Raw genomic sequence first — 17,136 nt, 5'->3', positions numbered from 1 at the left:
TACACAACGGGCGCGCGGGTGGAAACATCAGCCCGCGGCGCCTTCGGCGACGGCGGCCCCGGGCTTGACCTGGTCGCGCCGGTAGATCGTCAGTCCGGCCAGCGATCGCTGCGGCGGCGGGAAGAACAGGCTCGCCACGTAGCCGATCACGATGCACAGCAGGATCGAGATCGCCAGGTAGAAGTACGGGTGCACCAGGTCCATCGACCAGGCCAGCATGGTCAGCCCGATGCTGCCGGCGATGCCGATCGCCACGCCCTGCGAGTTCGCGCGCCGGGTGAACATCCCCAGCGTGTACGCGCCGGCGAAACCGCCGCCGAGCAGGCCGGCCAGTTCGATGGACACGTCGAACAGCGAATGGATGTCGAACCGCGCCAGCAGCAGCGCCGCGCCGATGCCGATCAGGCCGACGACCACGGTCATCACCTCGGCGAAGAACACGCTCTGCTTCGGCGTCGGGTTCTTCGCGAGTTTTTCGTAGAAGTCGACCGAGATGAGCGTCGCGACCGAGTTCATGATCCCCGACAGCGTCGCCATCGCCGCGGCGAAGATGCCGGCGATGATCAGTCCCGTTACGCCCATCGGCAGCTCGGCGGCGATGAACAGCGCGAAGGTCGCGTCCACGGGCAGCAGCGGATTCATGCGTTCCGGATGCGACTGGTAGTACACGTACAGCGCGGTGCCGATGCCGTAGAAGATGAAGCCGCCCGGGATCATGATGGCCGCGAAGGCCCACACCGAGCGCCCGGCTTCCTTGTCCGATTCGGTGGATAGCACCCGCTGCATCAGCACCTGGTCCTTCGGGAAGGTCAGCACCACATCGAAGATCACCAGGAAGATGAAGCCCCACACGGTGGCCTTGGTGAGGTCGAAACTGAAGTCCAGCAGCCTGGTCTTGTCGGCCGCCGCGGCGACCTGCGCGAATTCGGGGAAGCCGCCCTTCACGTGCCAGACGATGAAGGCAATGGCGAAGATCGCGCCGCCCATCTTCACGATGACCTGCACGAAGTCGGTCCAGATCACCGCCTTCATCCCGCCCATCGCGGTGTAGACGATGGTGAAGCCGCCCATCAGCAGCACGCTCCACACCACGTCGATGCCGGTGATGGTGGAGATGCCCAGCGCCGGCAGGAACAGGATCACGCTCATGCGGCTGCCGATCTGCATCACGATGCACAGGGCGCTCGCGAGCATGCGGATCGAGGGGTGGAAGCGCGTTTCCAGGTAGCTGAACACCGACATCAGGTTCAGCCGCCGCAGCAGCGGGACGATGACGATGGCCACGAACACCAGGCCCAGCACCGCGACGAGGTTGTTGGTGAGGTATTGCCAGTTCGTCTCGAACGCCTTGGCGGGGATCGCGATGAAGCTGATCGAGCTGGTGTTGGCTGCGTACAGGCTGACGCCGGCGGCCCAGAACGGGATCGAGCGCCCGCCGACGAAGAAGTCCGACGTCGATTTGCGCTTCTCGCGCAGGTAGAAGTACAGGCCGATGCCGATCATCGAGACCAGGTAGACCACGATGACCGCCCAGTCGAGCCAGCTGAGCAGCAGCTTGCGCGCCTGCACCTGCACGAACGACGCGAGCGCGCCGCCGGTGCCCGGCGCGACCTGCACCAGGCCGTCGCGCCACGCGGCGCTGAGCGCCGGACCGGCGACGCCGCGTCCCGGCAGCGTGGCCCACGCCTGCACGATGATCTGGAACGTCATCATCGACGGCGCCGCGTCCGGCGCGGCCGGATCGCGCACGAGATAGAGCACGTGCGCCTGGCCCATCGCGCGCGCCGAGCCGGGCTGGATCGTGCCGGGCACGTCGGGCATCGCCTGCCAGCCGTGTTCGCCGGACCAGCGCCACAGCCGATCCGGGCCGCCGTCGGCGGCGATCGTCGCCAGCAGCTGGCCGCGCTGCGCGACGAGCGAGGTGACGCGTCCCTGCGCGAGCCCACGCGGCCCGAGGCTCCACGAGGGCGTCGGCGATGCGGTATCCAGCTGCAGTACCGCTGTTTCGCCGGTGCTCTCGTCGGTGCCGGCGACGTAGACCCGGTTGTCGCCGAACGCGCCCTGCGCCTCGCGCAATGCGAACGGGAGCGACGGAAGGACCTGTGCCTGCAACCGATCGCCGGCGAGAGCAAGACGCGCGACACCCTCGATCCGCTGCGGCCCGGCACCGGTCAGCGCGAATGCCGCATCGCCGTTGCCGAACGCCGAACGCACCGGTGCATCGCCCGCCCACGCCAGCGGCGACCAGCCGCTGCGATCGGCGTTCAGCACCGAGGCACTGTTCGCACCGAGCACCACCGGACGCTGCGCGATGGTCGCCAGCACCAGCGGCGACTCGATCGAAGGCAGTGCGGGCAGGCTGTCGGCTTCGACCGACGCCAGGCTTTCCGCGGCGCACGGCGCGCTCGCGAACGCCAGCAGGCACACCGCCGCGACGCGTCGAAGCCATTGCGGCAGGTTCATCGATTCGGCTCCGTAACGTGCGTGGACTGGCGTTGCGCGGCGGCGATTATCGCTTCGGCGCGACGCAGGAACGGCGGATCGACCATGCGGCCGTCGACCGAGAACGCACCGCGCCCGGCGTCGCGCGCGACCCGCGCCGCCTCGACGACGCGCTGCGCGGCGGCCACTTCGACCTCGCCGACGCGGAAGATCGCGTTCGCCCATTCGACCTGGCGCGGGTGGATGCAACTCTTGCCGACGAACCCCAGGCTGCGCGCGAGTTCGGCTTCGGCCTGGAACTGCGCGCCGTCGCGAAACTCCGGATGCGCGCTGTCGCACGCGAACACGCCCGCCTGCGCCGCCGCGAGGCGCACGGCGAACATGGCCGAATGGACGTTCTCGCCGCGACGGCGATCGATGCCGAACGGTTCGAACAGGTCGCCCAGGCCCAGCTGCAATCCGGCCACGCCGGGATGCGCGGCGGCGATCCGCGCCGCATCGCGCAGCCCCTTGGGCGTTTCGATGTTGACCAGCAGGCCGGGCAAACCGCCGTCGCGATGCAGGTGGCGTTCGAGCGCTTCGATGGCGTGCAGCACGTCGTCTGCGCTTTCCACCTTCGGCACGTTCAACAGGTCCACGCGCGCGCCGGCGAGCGCCTGCAGGTCCGCTTCGAAATCCGCCGAATCCGGCGCATTGGTGCGCACGATCAGGGTCTTGTCGCTCGCGAGCGCGCGCGCCGAGCGCAGGAACGCGGCCAGGTCCGCACGCGCCTGCGCCTTGCCGGCCTGCGCGACGGAATCCTCCAGATCGAAGGACAGCGCATCGGCCGCACCGTCCATGGCCTTCACGAACAGCTCCGGCCGGCACCCCGGTACGAACAATTTGCTACGCATGTCCCCGCCTCGTCATGGACTGGAGTGTCGGCGAAGCGGAACCGGACAAGACCCACGCGAAGGGAGATTCAGACGATAGATTTGCTATCGAATTGGCGATGCGATGCGCACGCAACCATGACGCAGCGCAGCAGGGATCCCGACGACGTACGCACGCGTGCGGATCGCCGCCGCCGATCGACCGCATTCCCTTGACGCCCTGCATCCGACACTCGCGCTTCACCCGCACGGACGCCGGAACGATGACCACGCCGACCACGATCGAAGGCCTCGCGGTGCGCACGGCGGGCGATCGCAGCCGCTCCGCGTTGCTGCTGTTGCACGGATTTCCCGCGTCGTCGGCGTCGTTCCGCGACGTGATCGCGCCGCTGTCCGACACCTGTTTCGTGATCGCGCCGGACCTGCCCGGCTTCGGGCAGTCCGAACCGATCGAGCCGCCCTCCTTCGAGCGCCATGCCGACGCGGTCGAGCGCCTGCTGGCGAAACTGGATGTGGACTCCTGGTACCTCTACGTCCACGATTTCGGCGCGCCGGTGGCGTTGCATCTGGCCACGCGCGCGCCGGACGCGGTGCGCGGCCTGATCGTGCAGAACGCGAACGTCCACGCCAGCGGCATGGGACCGTCGTGGGAGGCGACGAAAGCGTACTGGCGCGATCCGACGCCGGAAAACGAAGCCGCCGCGACCGCGCATCTCACGTACGAGGGAACGCGTTACCAGTACGTGGGCGACATTCCGCCAGACATCGCCGCGCGGATCGATCCGGCGCAATGGGAGCAGGACTGGCGCGTCATGTCCCTGCCCGGCCGCATCGCGATGCAGCGCGCGCTGGTGTACGACTATCGCCGTCACGTGGCGCGCTTCGGCGAGATCGCGCGGTATCTGGAACAACGGCAGCCGCCCGCGCTGATGCTGTGGGGACGGCACGACGTGTTCTTCGACCTGGACGAAACGCTGTCGTGGATGAAGGCGCTGCCGCGCATGGAAGCGCACATCCTCGACGGGCCGCACCTGCTGCTGGAGACGCATGCGGCGCGGTGCGCGGGGTTGATGCGGGGATTCGTGCGAGGCGTCGAGGGCCTGGAATAGCTTTCGCGCGCTTCTCCGCCGTCATCCCAGCGAAAGCAGGAACCCGTTTTGATTTTCGTCGACGCGCGGATGGCATGCGCATTCCAGCGAAAGCGGACTACGGCGATCGTCGGAGCACCGCACGCCCCTGCCCTCACCGCAACCCCTCTCCCGGAGGGAGAGGGGCTCAAGCACCGCAGGTCCGCCTCTCACCCCAGCGGGGTTGAAGCACCGCGATGGCCCACGCTCACCACCGCACATTCACCCCCACCGTCGCCGAACGCTGCTCGTAATCGGTGCCGTCCAGCTCATGGCTCGCCGACAGCTGGCCGAACACGTTCACGTTGCGGCCGACCGCCGCCTCCACGCCCACGTCCAGCGTGGCCGAGGTGCCCAGGTCGTGCGTCGGGAACGCCTGCGGCGTCGCGGTCGAACCGGCCTGGCGCACGTCCAGCGCGCTGTCCTGTTCGCCGACGATGTTCTGCACGGCGAACTTCGCCCACGGCCGCACGCGCGAGCCGGCGTTCGTGGTGAACGCCTTCTCGATGCGCAACGCGGCGCGCGCGGTGCCGACCACGGCGTCGTCGATGTGCAACTCGCGATTCGCCGCGTCCACCAGGTCCTGCCACGACACCGCGCTGGCGATCAGTTCCACCTGCGGTTCCAGCGTCCAGCCGCTGTCGAGCGAGTACGCCTTGCCGGCGCGCGCGTCGAAGGTCAGGTAGTTGCCGACGATGCGCTGGGTGAAGCCGTCCGGCGTGCGGATGTCGGCCGACGGCCGGCTGCCGGCCAGGCTCAGGTCGAGGAACGCGCCGCCGTTCCACAGGTGGCTGGCGTACATGCCGACGGTGGGCGTGTCGAGTTCGATCCGCGCCTGGCTCATGCCGGCCAGCCCGCTCGAATTCGCGCCGCTGGACCAGTACACGCCGCGCGTGTAGCCGATGTAGCCGCCGGCGCGGAACGTGCGGTTCGGACGCTCAAGGTCGCCGTCGATACCCGCGTACATGCCGACGTCGTCGCCCGACACGGCGAAGCCCGGGTTCGCGCCGAGCTCCAGTTCGTTCGCGGTCGCGGCCACCCACGCGCCGTGGCAGTCCTCCACCACGCCCTCGCCCGCGCCGCCGGTGGACGCGTCGCGCACGCCCTGGTCGCACGCGGGACGGCCGATGTTGCGGATGTCGCCCAGGCGCTGCTGCGCCATGCTCGTCGCGTGCTGGCTCAACGCCGCGCCCAGACCCGGCAGCGCGCCGTAACCGGCGACTTCCGGCAGCAGCTGCGCCGACTCCGGCGTGAGGTACCAGTTGCGGTCGGCGTTCTGGTCGAAGCTCCACGGCGTGACGCTGCCGCCCACGCGCACCTTGCCGCCTTCCACGTCGGTCGGGACGAAGCGGCCCGCGGTCGCGGCGTCGTCGTTCGGGCTCGACACCACCAGCACCGGGCCGGCGTTGCTCAGGTCGCTGCCATCGCCCATGAACTCCACGCGCGTGTCGCCCGCGACGTCGCCGTCGACATCCATGCCGCCGGCCTGCGTCGCCGAGACGCCGATCCGCACCGTGCCGCCGTTGCTGGCGTAACGGCCGCCGATCGCCACGCGGTGCATGCCCAGCTCGATCGCGCCCGCGTTCTCGACGTCGCCGCCGATCGCCGCGCCCGCGTTGGCGAGCAGGGTCGAGGTGCCGTCGATGGCGAGCGTGCCGCCGCCCAGTTGCAGCGCGCTGGCGAGCGCGAGCGTCGTGCCGTTGCGCAGTTCCACGCGTTCCCAGCCGGTGAGCGACGGCGCGCCGCTCATCTGCATGCCGCTGAAGCCGACCACGTCGCGTCCGGCGCCGCCGTCCAGCGCGGTCACGCCGCTCGCATCGCCCGCGGCGAAATGCACCGCATCGTCGCCCGCGCCGAAGGAGAACGCGCCGGCGACCGTGCCCATCGAGGTGAACGTGTCGTCGCCGCTGGTGCCGGTGTACGTGCCGTCCACGCGCAGGCTCGCGCCGCTGGCGACGGTGGTCGTGCGCGCGGCGATGCTGCCGTTCGCGGTGACATGGACGGTGCCGGCGGCGATGTCGACGTTGGTGAGCTCCGAATCCGCCGGGCCATTGACGTCGAGCGTGCCGGCGCCGGTCTTGCGCAGGCTTTCGAAGCCCTGCACGGCGCCGAGGTCGGCGTGGGTCGCGATGTCGGTGTTCAACGTATCCACGCCCTGCCCCGCGTCGACGGTACCGACCAGGCGCGTGCCGTCGTGGATCGTCAGCATGTCGTCGCCCGCGCCGAGCGCGAGCACGCCGCTGCCGGTGTCCAGCGTACCGGTGACGTCGACGACGTCGTTGCCGTCGCCGAGGTCGCCCGCGAGCAGCGCCGTGCCCGACACGACGACGGTGTTCGCACCGGCGCTGCCGTCGATCGTGGCGACGCCGCCGCCCACGCTCCGCAGCGTGCCGGCCACGTCGAGCACCGTGCCGTCGCCCATCGTCACCGTGGCGGTGTCGAGCGCGCCGTCGATCGCCAGCGTGCCGCCGTCGATGTGCGTGCCGTGGCTGAAGGTCGCATCCCCGGTCAGCGTCGCCACGCCCGCACCGTCCTTGCGCAGCGTTTCGAAGTTGATCGTCTGCGCCGCGTCGAAGCTCATCGCCGTGGCATTGTCGAGCACCACGGTGTCGATGTCGGCGCCGCCGTCGATCACGGTGGCCAGCGTCGCGCCGTCCTGCAGGGTCAGCGTGTCGTCGCCGCCGCACATCGCGACGGTGCCCGAACCCGACACCGTACCCCCGACCGTCATGCGATCCGCGCTGGCGCCGCAGCCGAAGCTGCCGTCGACGGCGAGCGTCGCGCCCGCGGCGACCACCGTGTCCAGCGCGGCGCCGGCGATGGCGGCGATGCTGCCGGCCGCGCCGACATGCAGCGTGCCCTCCAGCACTTCCACGCTCTGCAGCGCGGTCGTGCCCGGGCCGCTCACGTCCAGGGTGCCGCCGCCGAGCTTGGTGACGCCTTCGAAGTTGAGCAGCGCGCCGAATTCGGCGGTGCGTTCGATGTCGTAGACGCGGCTGTCCATGCCCGCGCCGCCGTCGATGGTGCCGGTCACCACGGTGTCGTCGTGCACGACGAAACGGTCGTCGCCATCGCCCAGCGACAGCGCCCCGCCGGCGGTGTCGAGCGTGCCGACCACGTCGAGCACGTCCTCGCCCGCGCCGAGGTCGCCGTCGAGCGTGGCCATCCCGTTCACCACGACCGTGTTGGTGCCGGCGCTGCCGGTGAGCGTCGCCGCGCTGCCGCCGGACACCGCGCCGTCGATCCGCAGCGTGGTGTCGTCGGCCATGGCGATCGTCGGCGTGACCAGGTTGCCGGCGACGGTCAGCGTGCCGCCGTCGATGCGCGTGCCGCCGGTGAAGGTCGAAGCGCCGGCGAGGACCGCCTCGCCCGTGTTCCGCTTCTGCAGGACCTCGAAGTTCGACAGCGTGCCGGTCATCTGCAACCGCGCGGCGTTGTCGAGCACCACGCGGTCCGTGCCGGCCGCGCCGTCGATGCTGCCGCCGTGCGCGCCGAGGTCGGCGCCGTCGCGCAGCACCAGCGCGTCGTCGCCGTCGCCGAGCGCGATCGAACCGGCACCGGTGATCGCGCCGGCCACGTTCAGCGTGTCGTTACCGGCCGTGCCGGTGTAGGTGCCGTCGAGGTTCAGCGTCGCGCCGTTGCCGATGCTGCCGGCGACCACGCCGTTGAGCGAACCGGCCGGGCCGACATCCAGCGTGCCGCCGACCACGTTCACCGTGCTGAAGGTCGAGGGCGCGGGGCCGGCGACCACCAGCGTGCCGGTGTTGGTCTTGGTCAGCGTTTCGAAACCGGTCGCGCCGCCCAGCGTCGCCGTTCCGGCCAGGTCCGCCACCAGCGTGTCGGTGCCCGCGCCGCCGTCGATCGGATTCGCCAGGCCGGACAGGTCAGCGCCGTCCTGCAACGTCAGCGTGTCGTCGCCGCCGAGCAGGTCGAGGGTCGTGCCGGTCACGGCGCCGGCCACGGTGAAGGTGTCGGCATCGTTGGTGAAATCGAAGTTCCCGTCGATGTCGAGCGTCGCGCCGCTGCCCACCACCGCGTTGCGCACGCCGGCGACGTCGCCGCCCGCTGCCACGTGCAACGTGCCGCCGAGCACCTGCACGTCCTGCACGAGCGTGGCGCCGGGGCCGGCGATCTCGAGCGTGCCGGTGCCTGTCTTGGTGATGCCCTCGAAGTTGACCAGCGCGCCCAGCGTCGCCGTGCCGTCGATGTCGTACACGCGCGTGTCGAAGCCCGCGCCGCCGTCGACGGTGCCGGTGACGGTGGTGCCGTCGTGCACGGTGAAGCGGTCGTCGCCGCCGCCCAGGCCGAACATTCCGGGGCCGGTGTCGAGCGTGCCGGTGACGTCGAGCACGTCGTTGCCGCCGCCGAGGTCGCCGGTGGCGATCGCGCTGCCGGCGATGTTCACCGTCTCCACGCCCGCGCCGCCGGTGATCGTGGTCACGCCGGCGCCCGCCTGCAGGGTGCCGTCGACGTTCAGCGTCGTGCCGCCGGCCATGGCCACCGAGGACGTGACGAGGTTGTCCGCGATGGTCAGCGTTCCGCCGTCGATCTGCGCGGCGTCGAACGCCACGTCGCCGACCAGCGTGGCTTCGCCGGCGCCGTCCTTCTGCAGGAATTCGAAGTTGATCGCGTCGCCCAGGTCCGCCGTCATCGCGCCGGTGCTGGCGAGCACGATGCGGTCGCCGGCGCCGTTCGCGCCGCCGTCGATCACGCCGGTGAAGCCGGACAGGTCCGCGCCATCGGTGAGCGTCAGCGTGTCGTCGCCATCGCACAGGCCGACCGTGCCGCCGCCGGTGAGGTCGCCGGCGATCGACAGCGTGTCCGCGCCGAGCCCGCAACCGATGCTGCCGCCGGTCGTCACGTCGAGCGTCGCGCCGGCGCCCACCCGCATCGCGAGCGAATCGCCCGGCTTGGCCGTGACGCTGCTGCCGGCGCCGATGCTGAGCGTGCCGCCCAGCACTTCCACCTGCTGAAGATCGGTCGCACCCGGGCCGTTGATGTTGAGCCGGCCGGTGCCCTGCTTGGTCACGCCTTCGAAGTTCGCCAGCGCGCCGAGCGTCGCGACGCCGGCGATGTCGTACACGCGCGTGTCCAGGCCGTCGCCGCCGTCGATCGTGCCGCCGATGAAGGTGCCGTCGTGCACGATCAGGCGATCGTTGCCCGCGCCGAGGCTGAAGCCGCTGCCGGACGTGGTGAGCACGCCGCTCACGTCGAGCACGTCGTCGCCCGCGCCGAGGTCGCCGGTGGCGTTGGCGGTGCCGGCGATGCGCACGGTCTCCACGCCGTTGCCGCCGAGGATGTTCGCCGCGCCGCCGCCCGCGCCCTGCAGGAAGCCGTCCACGGACAGCGTCGTGCCGCCGTTGAGCACCACCGCCGGCGTGTTGAGGCTGGCGCCCGCCCCGACCGTCAACGTGCCGGCGTTGATGTCCACGACGTTGCCGTACGTCTGGTTGCCGGTGAGCGTGGCTTCGCCGGTGTTCTCCTTGCGCAGGATCTCGAAACCGACCAGGTTGCCGACGCCGAACTCCAGCGCCGAGGCGTTGTCCAGCAGCACGCGGTCGCCGACGGCGGCGTTGCCGCCGTCGATCACGCCGGTGAAGCCGCTGAAGTCGCCGCCGTCGGTGACGGCGAGCGTGTCGTCGCCGTCGCACATCCCGATCGTGCCGCTGCCGGTGACCGCGCCGGCGACGGTCATCGAATCGTTGCCCGCGCCGCAGCCGTAGCTGCCGTCGACCTGCAACGTCGCGCCATTCGACACCGTGGTGGTGATCGGCAGGCCCGGCGGCGCGATCACGTCGCCGTCCGGCGCGGTGATGCGCAGCGTGCCGGCGCGCACGTTGACCGTGGCGAAGTCCGAACCCATCGGGCCGTTGATGTTGAGCGTGCCGGCGCCGGTCTTGTCGAGCGTCTCGAAGCCCTGCACCGCGCCGAGGTCGGCGACGCCTGCGATGTTCGTGTCGAACGTGTCGTTGCCGCTGCCGGCGACGACGGTGCCGATGAGCGTGGTGTCGTCGTGGATGGTGAGGCGATCGTCGCCGTCGCCCAGCGCCAGCGACGCCGCGCCGGTGTCGAGGACGCCGGCGACGTCGAGCACGTCGTTGCCCGCGCCGAGGTCGCCGCTGGCGACCAGGCTCGCGCCCGCCGCGACCGTCACGGTGTTCGCGCCCGCGCTGCCGGTGAGCGTGGTCGCGATACCGCCGCCGGCCTCCACGCCGGCGCCGGCGATCAGGTTCAGCGCGGTGCCGTCGGCGAGCGCCACGGTCGGCGTGAGCAGGTCGCCGGCGACGTCGAGCGCGCCGCCTTCGATCGACGTGCCGCCCGCGAACGCCTGCGCGCCGGTGAACGTCGCCGTGCCCGTGTTGCGCTTCACCAGCCGCTCGAACGCCGTGGTCTTCGCGCCGTCGAACGTGATCGCACCCGCGATGTCGAGCACCAGCGCGTCGTCGCCGGCCGCACCGCCGTCCCCGCCCAGGCCGGCGAGCACCGCGCCGTCGCGCAGGGTGAGCGTGTCGTCGCCCGTGCCGAGGCTGAGCGCGCCCGCGCCGGTGTCGAGCGTGCCGGCGACGTTCACCGCATCCGCGCCGTCGTCCAGGTCGCCGTTCGCGCGCAGCGCGCCGCCGCTGGCGATGTCGATGGTGGCGCTGCCCGCGTCGCCGGTCAGCGTGCTGGCCACGCCGCCCGAGCCCTGCACCGTGCCGCCCACCGTGAGCAGCGAGCCGTCGTTCATCGCGATGGCTGGCGCGGTCAGCGTGCCGCTGATGGACACGCGCAGTTCGCCCGCATCGATCTCGGCCGACCCCGTGGTGAAGCCGCCGTCGATCTGCAGCACACCGGCGTCCACGCCGGTCACGCCGCCCATGGCGTTGTCCGCCGAGGTCAGCACCGTCGTGCCCGTGCCGACCTGGGCGATGTTGCCCAGGCCGCTGAGCGTGCCGGTGAAATCGAAGCTGTCGGACCGGTTGAACGACAGCGTCGAGGTCGGATTCACCACGATGACGTTGCCGGTGCCGGCGTTGCCCGAGGTGCCGCCGTTGCCGATCATCAGGTTGCCGTCGTTGATGACCGTGTTGCCGCTGTAGCTGTTGTTGCCGGTGAGCACCCAGGTGCCCGGGTCGTTCTTGGCGAGCGTGGTTTTGCCGGTGGTCGCGTTCTGGTCGACGATGGTGTTGCCCATCGTGTTCAGCCCGGTGTTGGTGCCGCCCAGCGCGAGCGTGCGCGCGCCGCCGCCGCTGTACGACGCCGAAGCGGTGTTGCTGAAGGTGATCGCGCCGGTGCCGGAGGATTCGATGAAGCTCACGCCGGTGGAGAGCGTGAACAGGCGGTCGGTCGTGTCGCCCGCACCGGTGTAGCGCAGCGTCGAGCCGTTGCCGATCACCAGGTTGGTCGCGGCCGAACCGGACATGCCGATCGAACTCGCCTGGCCGCCGTCGGCGAGCTTGTCCACCGCGAGCACGCCGCCGTTGATCGTCGTGCGTCCGGTGTACGTGCTTCCGGTGTTGCGCAGGACCCAGGTGCCGGTGCCTTCCTTGGTGAGCGCGGTCGTGCCACCGGCGGCGTTGTCGATGCGGGCGGCCAGCGCGTTGTCGTCGGTGCTGATGCCGCCGAGCGTCAGCGTGCGGTTGCCGGTGCCGGAGAACACCACCGGCGCGGTGCTGGTGAATTCGATCGCGCCCGTGCCGGAGGCGTCGAGCCAGACGTGGTTCTGGCCGACGGTGAACTGGCGATCGGTGCTGTCGCCCGCGCCGAGGTAGCGCAGGCGGCCACCGTCGAGCACGAGGTTGGCGGCGTCGCTGGTGGAGGCGCCAATGCTGCTGTCAAGGCCGCCGTCCGTGAGGCAATCGACCATGATCCAGCCGCCGTTGATCGTGGTGGCGCCGGTGTAGGTGTTGTTGCAGCCGGAGAACTGCTGCGACGAACCGCCGTTCTTGACGATGCCGCCCGTGCCGCTGATGACGCCGGCGTAGTTGACGACGGAGCCGTTGCCGAGCGCGGCGGCGCCGGTGGTGATCGTCAGGGTGTTGCCGCCCAGCGCGATGTTGCCGACGGTGGGGGCGTCGGCGTTGCCGACGTTGTCGTCGATCCAGCTGACGCCGATGTCGTGACCGCCCAGGTCGAGCAGCGTGCCCGCCGGGCCCATGCGCACCCCGCTGTTGCCCAGCGCCGTGTCCGAACCGGCGCGCAGCGTGCCATTGGAGATCAGCGTCGTGCCCGCGTAGGTGTTGTCGCCGGAAAGCACCAGCGTGCCAGCGCCGTCCTTCGCGAAGGTACCGCTGCCGACGACGGCGCCGGACATCGTCAGCGTCGTCGCGGCCTGGGTCACGTCGAGGATGCCGACACCGCTCACCGTGAGGCCGCGATCGATGTCGACCGAGCCGCCGGTGTAGTCCAGGCTCGCGCCGCCGGTGATCACCAGCCCGCCGGAGACGTCGGTCGAAGCGCCGATGCCGCTCGCCTGCCCCGCATCCGCCAGGCAGTCGACGATGAGCGTGCCGCCGCGGATCGTCGTCGTTCCGGTGTAGGTGTTGTTGCAGCCGGTCATCGTCTGCGTGCTGGTGTTCTCCTTGATGATCCCGCCGCTGCCGCTGATCGCACCGGCGTACACGCCGTTGTTGCCGCCGATGGTGAGCATCGCGTCGCCGAGCAGCACGTTGCCGCCGCTCGCGCCGCCGCCCTGCAGGCCGCCGACCTTGTTGTCGAAGCCGTCCAGGTCGAGCGTCACGCCCGCCGCGTCGGCCAGGTTCATCATGTTGGCGACGCCGAAGGCCGCGGTCGATCCGGCACGCAACGTGCCCGCGTCGACGAAGGTCTGCCCGCGATAGGTGTTCGTGCCCGACAGCACGAGGGTGCCGTCGCCCTGCTTGCGCAGCAGCGCGTCGCCCGTGGCGATGCCGCCGAGCGTGAGCGTCGTGGCCGCGTTGCTGACGTCGATGGCGCCACCCAGCCCGCTGGTCACGGTGAAGCCGCGATCGCTGCTCGCCGTCGCGCCGGTGTAGCGCAGCGTGCCGCCGCCTTGCAGCACGAGGCTCGCCGAATCGGCCGAAGCCGCGCCGATGCCGCTGGCCTGCCCGCCGTCGGCCAACGTGTTCACCGACAGCGTGCCGCCCGAGATCGTGGTCGCGCCGATGTAGTCGTTGCCGCCGTTGCCCAGGGTCAGCGTGCCGGCACCGGTCTTGGTGAAGCCGGCATCGTCCGGGCTGGTCACCTGGCCGGTGAAGGTCAGCTCGGTGGTGGCTTCGACGACTTCGATGTTGCGGGTGGAGCCGGCGTTGACCAGCGTGAAGCCGCGATCGGTGGTGGCCGTGGTGCCGGTATAGCGCAGCGTGCCGTTCTCGAGCACGAGGTTGGACGAATCGCTCGACGACGCGCCGATGGCGCTCGCCGTGCCGCCGTTGGCGACGCTGTCGAAGGCCAACGCGGCGCCGCTCACGGTGGTCGAACCGGTGTAGCGGTTGTTGCCGGTCAACGACACCGTGCCGCTGCCCAGCGCATCCGCGGTGCCGCCGCCGGTGCCGCCCACGACGAAGCCCACGGCGCCGCCGTTGTCGACGATGTCGGAGGAAACAAGGAACGTGCCCGCGCTGTTCTTCAGCACGCCCAGCGTGCCGCCGCCGGCCGCGCCGGTGAGCGAGCCGCCCTGGATCGTCTGGTTCGCCGATCCCGTGGTCGAGTTGACGATGATCGTGCCGTCCACGCCAAGCGTCTGGCCCGGGTCGATGGCGACGATCGAATTCGCCGCGGCGGTGTATTTCAGGCCGGCGATCTGCTGGCTGCCGGACACGGTATTGAAGAAGGCCGTGTTGGCGGTGCCGTCTTCGTCGCTGATGAACTGCCCGGACTGCCACTGGCTGGCATCGTCCTGGTTGGTGTAGGCGTTGAAGGCGACGATCTGTCCGCCGACGACCTCGGCGTAGTCGGTCGTCGTGCCGTTGGTCACCGTGGCCCAGCCGCCCAGCGCGCCGTCCGCGGTACTGGTGAGGAACGCACCGCTGCCGGGGGCGACGAAATTGAGGATGCCGCCGGTGTGCGAGATCGCCCCCAGGTTCACCGTCATGCTGCCGCCGGTGCCGGAGGCGGCACGCAACGTGTTGTTGCCGGCCGCGACGGTGACGCCGTCGAAGGCCTGGCTGTTCGCCTCGCCATCGGCGCCGATGAGGCTGACCGAGCCGCCGGCCAGGTTCAGGTGCGAATCGGCGGAAATGATGTTGGCGGCGGGCGCCGAGGCGCTGGCGAAGTCCAGCGCGAGCGTGCCGCCGGCGACGTTGGTGTCGCCCGTGTAGGTGTTGGCGCCCGAAAGCGTCAACGTGCTCGCACCGGTTTTCGTCAGACTGCCGCTGCCGGCGATGACGCCGCCGTATGCGGTGTTGCCGCTGTCCGCACCGATGGTCAGCGAGCCGGTGTCCAGGTCCACGGTGCCGCCCGTGCCGGCCAGCGACGCGGCGACGACGTCGAAGCCGCCCAGGTCCAGCGTGCCGCCGTCCACGACCAGCGCGTTCGCCGTGCCGAACGCGTTGTCGTGTCCGGCGAGCAGCGTGCCGTTCTGCACGGTGACATTGCCGGTGAAGGCGTTGTCGCCGCTCACCAGCCAGGTGCCCGCGCCGTTCATGGCCAGGCTGCCGGCGCCGGAAATCACGCCGGCATACGTGTTCGTGCCGGCGAAGCTGCCGCCCAGCGTGAACGTGTCGACCGGATTGCCCGCGACGAACGACGTCGGCCCGGTGAAGGCCAACCCACCGGTGCCGTCGTTGCGCAGCGCGCTGTTGCCCGAGACCGTCACCGTGCGGTTGGTGGACGTCGCGCCGCCCGTGTAGCTGAGCGTGCCGTTGCCGAGGGCGATGGTGCTGCCGCTGCCCAGCGAGCTGTTGGTGCCGGCATCGGCCAGCGTGCCGGCCCTCACGGTGATGTTCGAGATCGCCGTCGTGCCGTCGTAGGTGTTCGCATCGCCCAGCGTGATCGTGCGTCCCGCGCTGCCGGCGTAGTTGATCTGCCGGCCCGCAGCACCGCTGATGACGCCGAGCAGTTCCATGTCGGCCGACGTCGCGCTGAACACCATCTGCGTCCAGTTGGCGCCGGCGGCGAAGATGTTGCCGGTCAAGGTAAGCGTGCCGGTGCCCTGGTTCTGCAGCGAATTGCCGCCGCTGCTGGTGTTGTTGAACTGCCAGTTGCGATCGGACCGGTCGCCGTCGCCCGTGTACACCAGCGTGTTGCCCAGGCCACCGCCCGCGCTGGAGTGGATCGTGCCCAGCGTGGCGTCGGTCGCCGCGCCCAGCGCACTCGCCTCGCCCAGGTTGCCGACCGAGCTGAAACTGTGCGTGCCCGCGCCGAAGACCACACCGCCGGTGAAGTCGTTCGCATCGTTGGTGATCGCGCCGGTCACCTGCACGCCGCCCGCGCCGGTGATGCGCGCCGAAAGCGCGCCGCCCCCGACGACGGCCCGGCCGCTGGTGATCGTGATCACGCGGCTGCTGGCGAGCGCGCCGGTCGAATCCACGCGCGTGCCGTTGGCCAGGGTGATGCCGTTTCCGGCCGCGCCCAGCGCCGCGTCGCTGCCGAGCATCAACCGCCCGCCGGTGACGTTCACGTTGCCGGTGAAGGTGTTCGTGCCGGTCAGCGACAGCGTGCCGCCGCCGGACTTGGTGAGGTTCGCCGGGCCGGTGATGGTGGAGGCGATGGTCGCGGTGCCCGTCGTAACGTTGATCGTCGGCGTCGACCCGGTGAAGGCCAGCGAACCGCCGGTGAGCGTGAAGCCGTCAACCCCGAAGGTGAGGTTGTGCACGGTCATCGGACCGGCCAGCGTCACCGTGCCGGCGGTGCCCATGAAGAACGCGTTGTCGCCGCCGGGCGCGGCGTTGTTCCAGCCGACCATCGGGCCGGTCACGCCGTCGTTGAACGAGTTCCAGAACAGCGAACTTCCATTCCACGTGCCGGTGCCGCCCTGCCCGATCGCGGTGCCGTTGACGTCCCAGTAGCGGTCCGCCGCCCACGCCGGCGCATACAACGCGAACAGCACCGCCGCCACGCACGCGCGCATCGCCCAGTGGCCCGAGGAATTCATGCCTTCGCGTTCGTCGCAACCGCCGCCGCCCTTGCCGCCGCTCGTGGCCAGCTCGGACGTCACCACCCACGCGCGCAGGGCCTTGGACCAGATGATGCGGAAGACGCGATTCATGAGATTCCCCTTCGGATCGAATGCGCCGCACGCGCGCTGTCGCGCAACGAACGGACGTGGAAACGCGCAGCGCCGCGCGGGACACGGCGAGTGGCGTGGAGTGCGTGCGGAACGTGCGCGTCGTGGGCGCGATGACGGAGCGACTGCGGCGAAGCGGCTTCAGGGTCGTCGGCGCGAAGGACGACGTCGCGCGGACACTCGCGCAGTGGCGATGGCAGTCGCATCGCGGCCGGCCCGGACTTCCCTGATCGTCGCGACACGTTCCGCCGTCCCATGCGCATCACCGTTGCAAGCGGGGCACTGCGCGTCCTCGAACGGTGCGGTCGCGCGCATTCGAAAGCCCTCATGCGCGAGGTCCCGCACCGTCCCCGCCTCCCCGGGTTCGGGCCGAAGGTAAAGAGCGAGTGCCGGGCGGGCAATAACGAACTATTGCGAATTCTTGCGGAATCTCACCCCCGCATGACCGCCCGCACAACGCGCGTCGTCGCGATCGCGTCCGGATCCCCTCGCCGCCCGATGCGGTGCGGCC

Annotated in this window: 4 protein-coding genes; 1 reads left to right on the top strand and 3 read right to left on the bottom strand. The window is 70.6% G+C overall.

Features of this window, described 5'->3' with window-relative positions; all coding sequences use genetic code 11:
• Positions 1–27: 27 nt before the first annotated feature.
• Complete coding sequence (locus AC3ANK_RS08465; protein WP_484172722.1) at positions 28–2,463, bottom strand: sodium:solute symporter family transporter; 2,436 nt, start codon at positions 2,461–2,463, stop codon at positions 28–30.
• Positions 2,460–3,335 carry an HpcH/HpaI aldolase/citrate lyase family protein gene (locus AC3ANK_RS08460; RefSeq protein ID WP_484172721.1) on the bottom strand — a complete coding sequence of 292 codons (876 nt, stop codon included), beginning with the start codon at positions 3,333–3,335 and terminating at the stop codon, positions 2,460–2,462. Before AC3ANK_RS08460 ends, AC3ANK_RS08465 begins: the two co-directional genes overlap by 4 nt.
• A 14-nt stretch (positions 3,336–3,349) precedes the next feature.
• On the opposite strand from AC3ANK_RS08460, the gene AC3ANK_RS08455 reads away from it, so the two are divergent.
• Positions 3,350–4,423, top strand: coding sequence for an alpha/beta fold hydrolase (locus tag AC3ANK_RS08455; RefSeq protein WP_484172720.1), 1,074 nt, complete (start codon positions 3,350–3,352; stop codon positions 4,421–4,423).
• 226 nt (positions 4,424–4,649) lie between these two features.
• On the opposite strand, the gene AC3ANK_RS08450 is transcribed toward AC3ANK_RS08455, so the two are convergent.
• Positions 4,650–16,607, bottom strand: coding sequence for an autotransporter-associated beta strand repeat-containing protein (locus AC3ANK_RS08450; RefSeq protein ID WP_484172719.1), 11,958 nt, complete (start codon positions 16,605–16,607; stop codon positions 4,650–4,652).
• Between the last annotated feature and the right edge of the window lie 529 nt (positions 16,608–17,136).

Source organism: Lysobacter sp. SCRH-1R (assembly GCF_057747855.1).
Note: the sequence above shows the minus strand (reverse complement) of the source record. Positions and strands in the feature narration are given on the sequence as shown.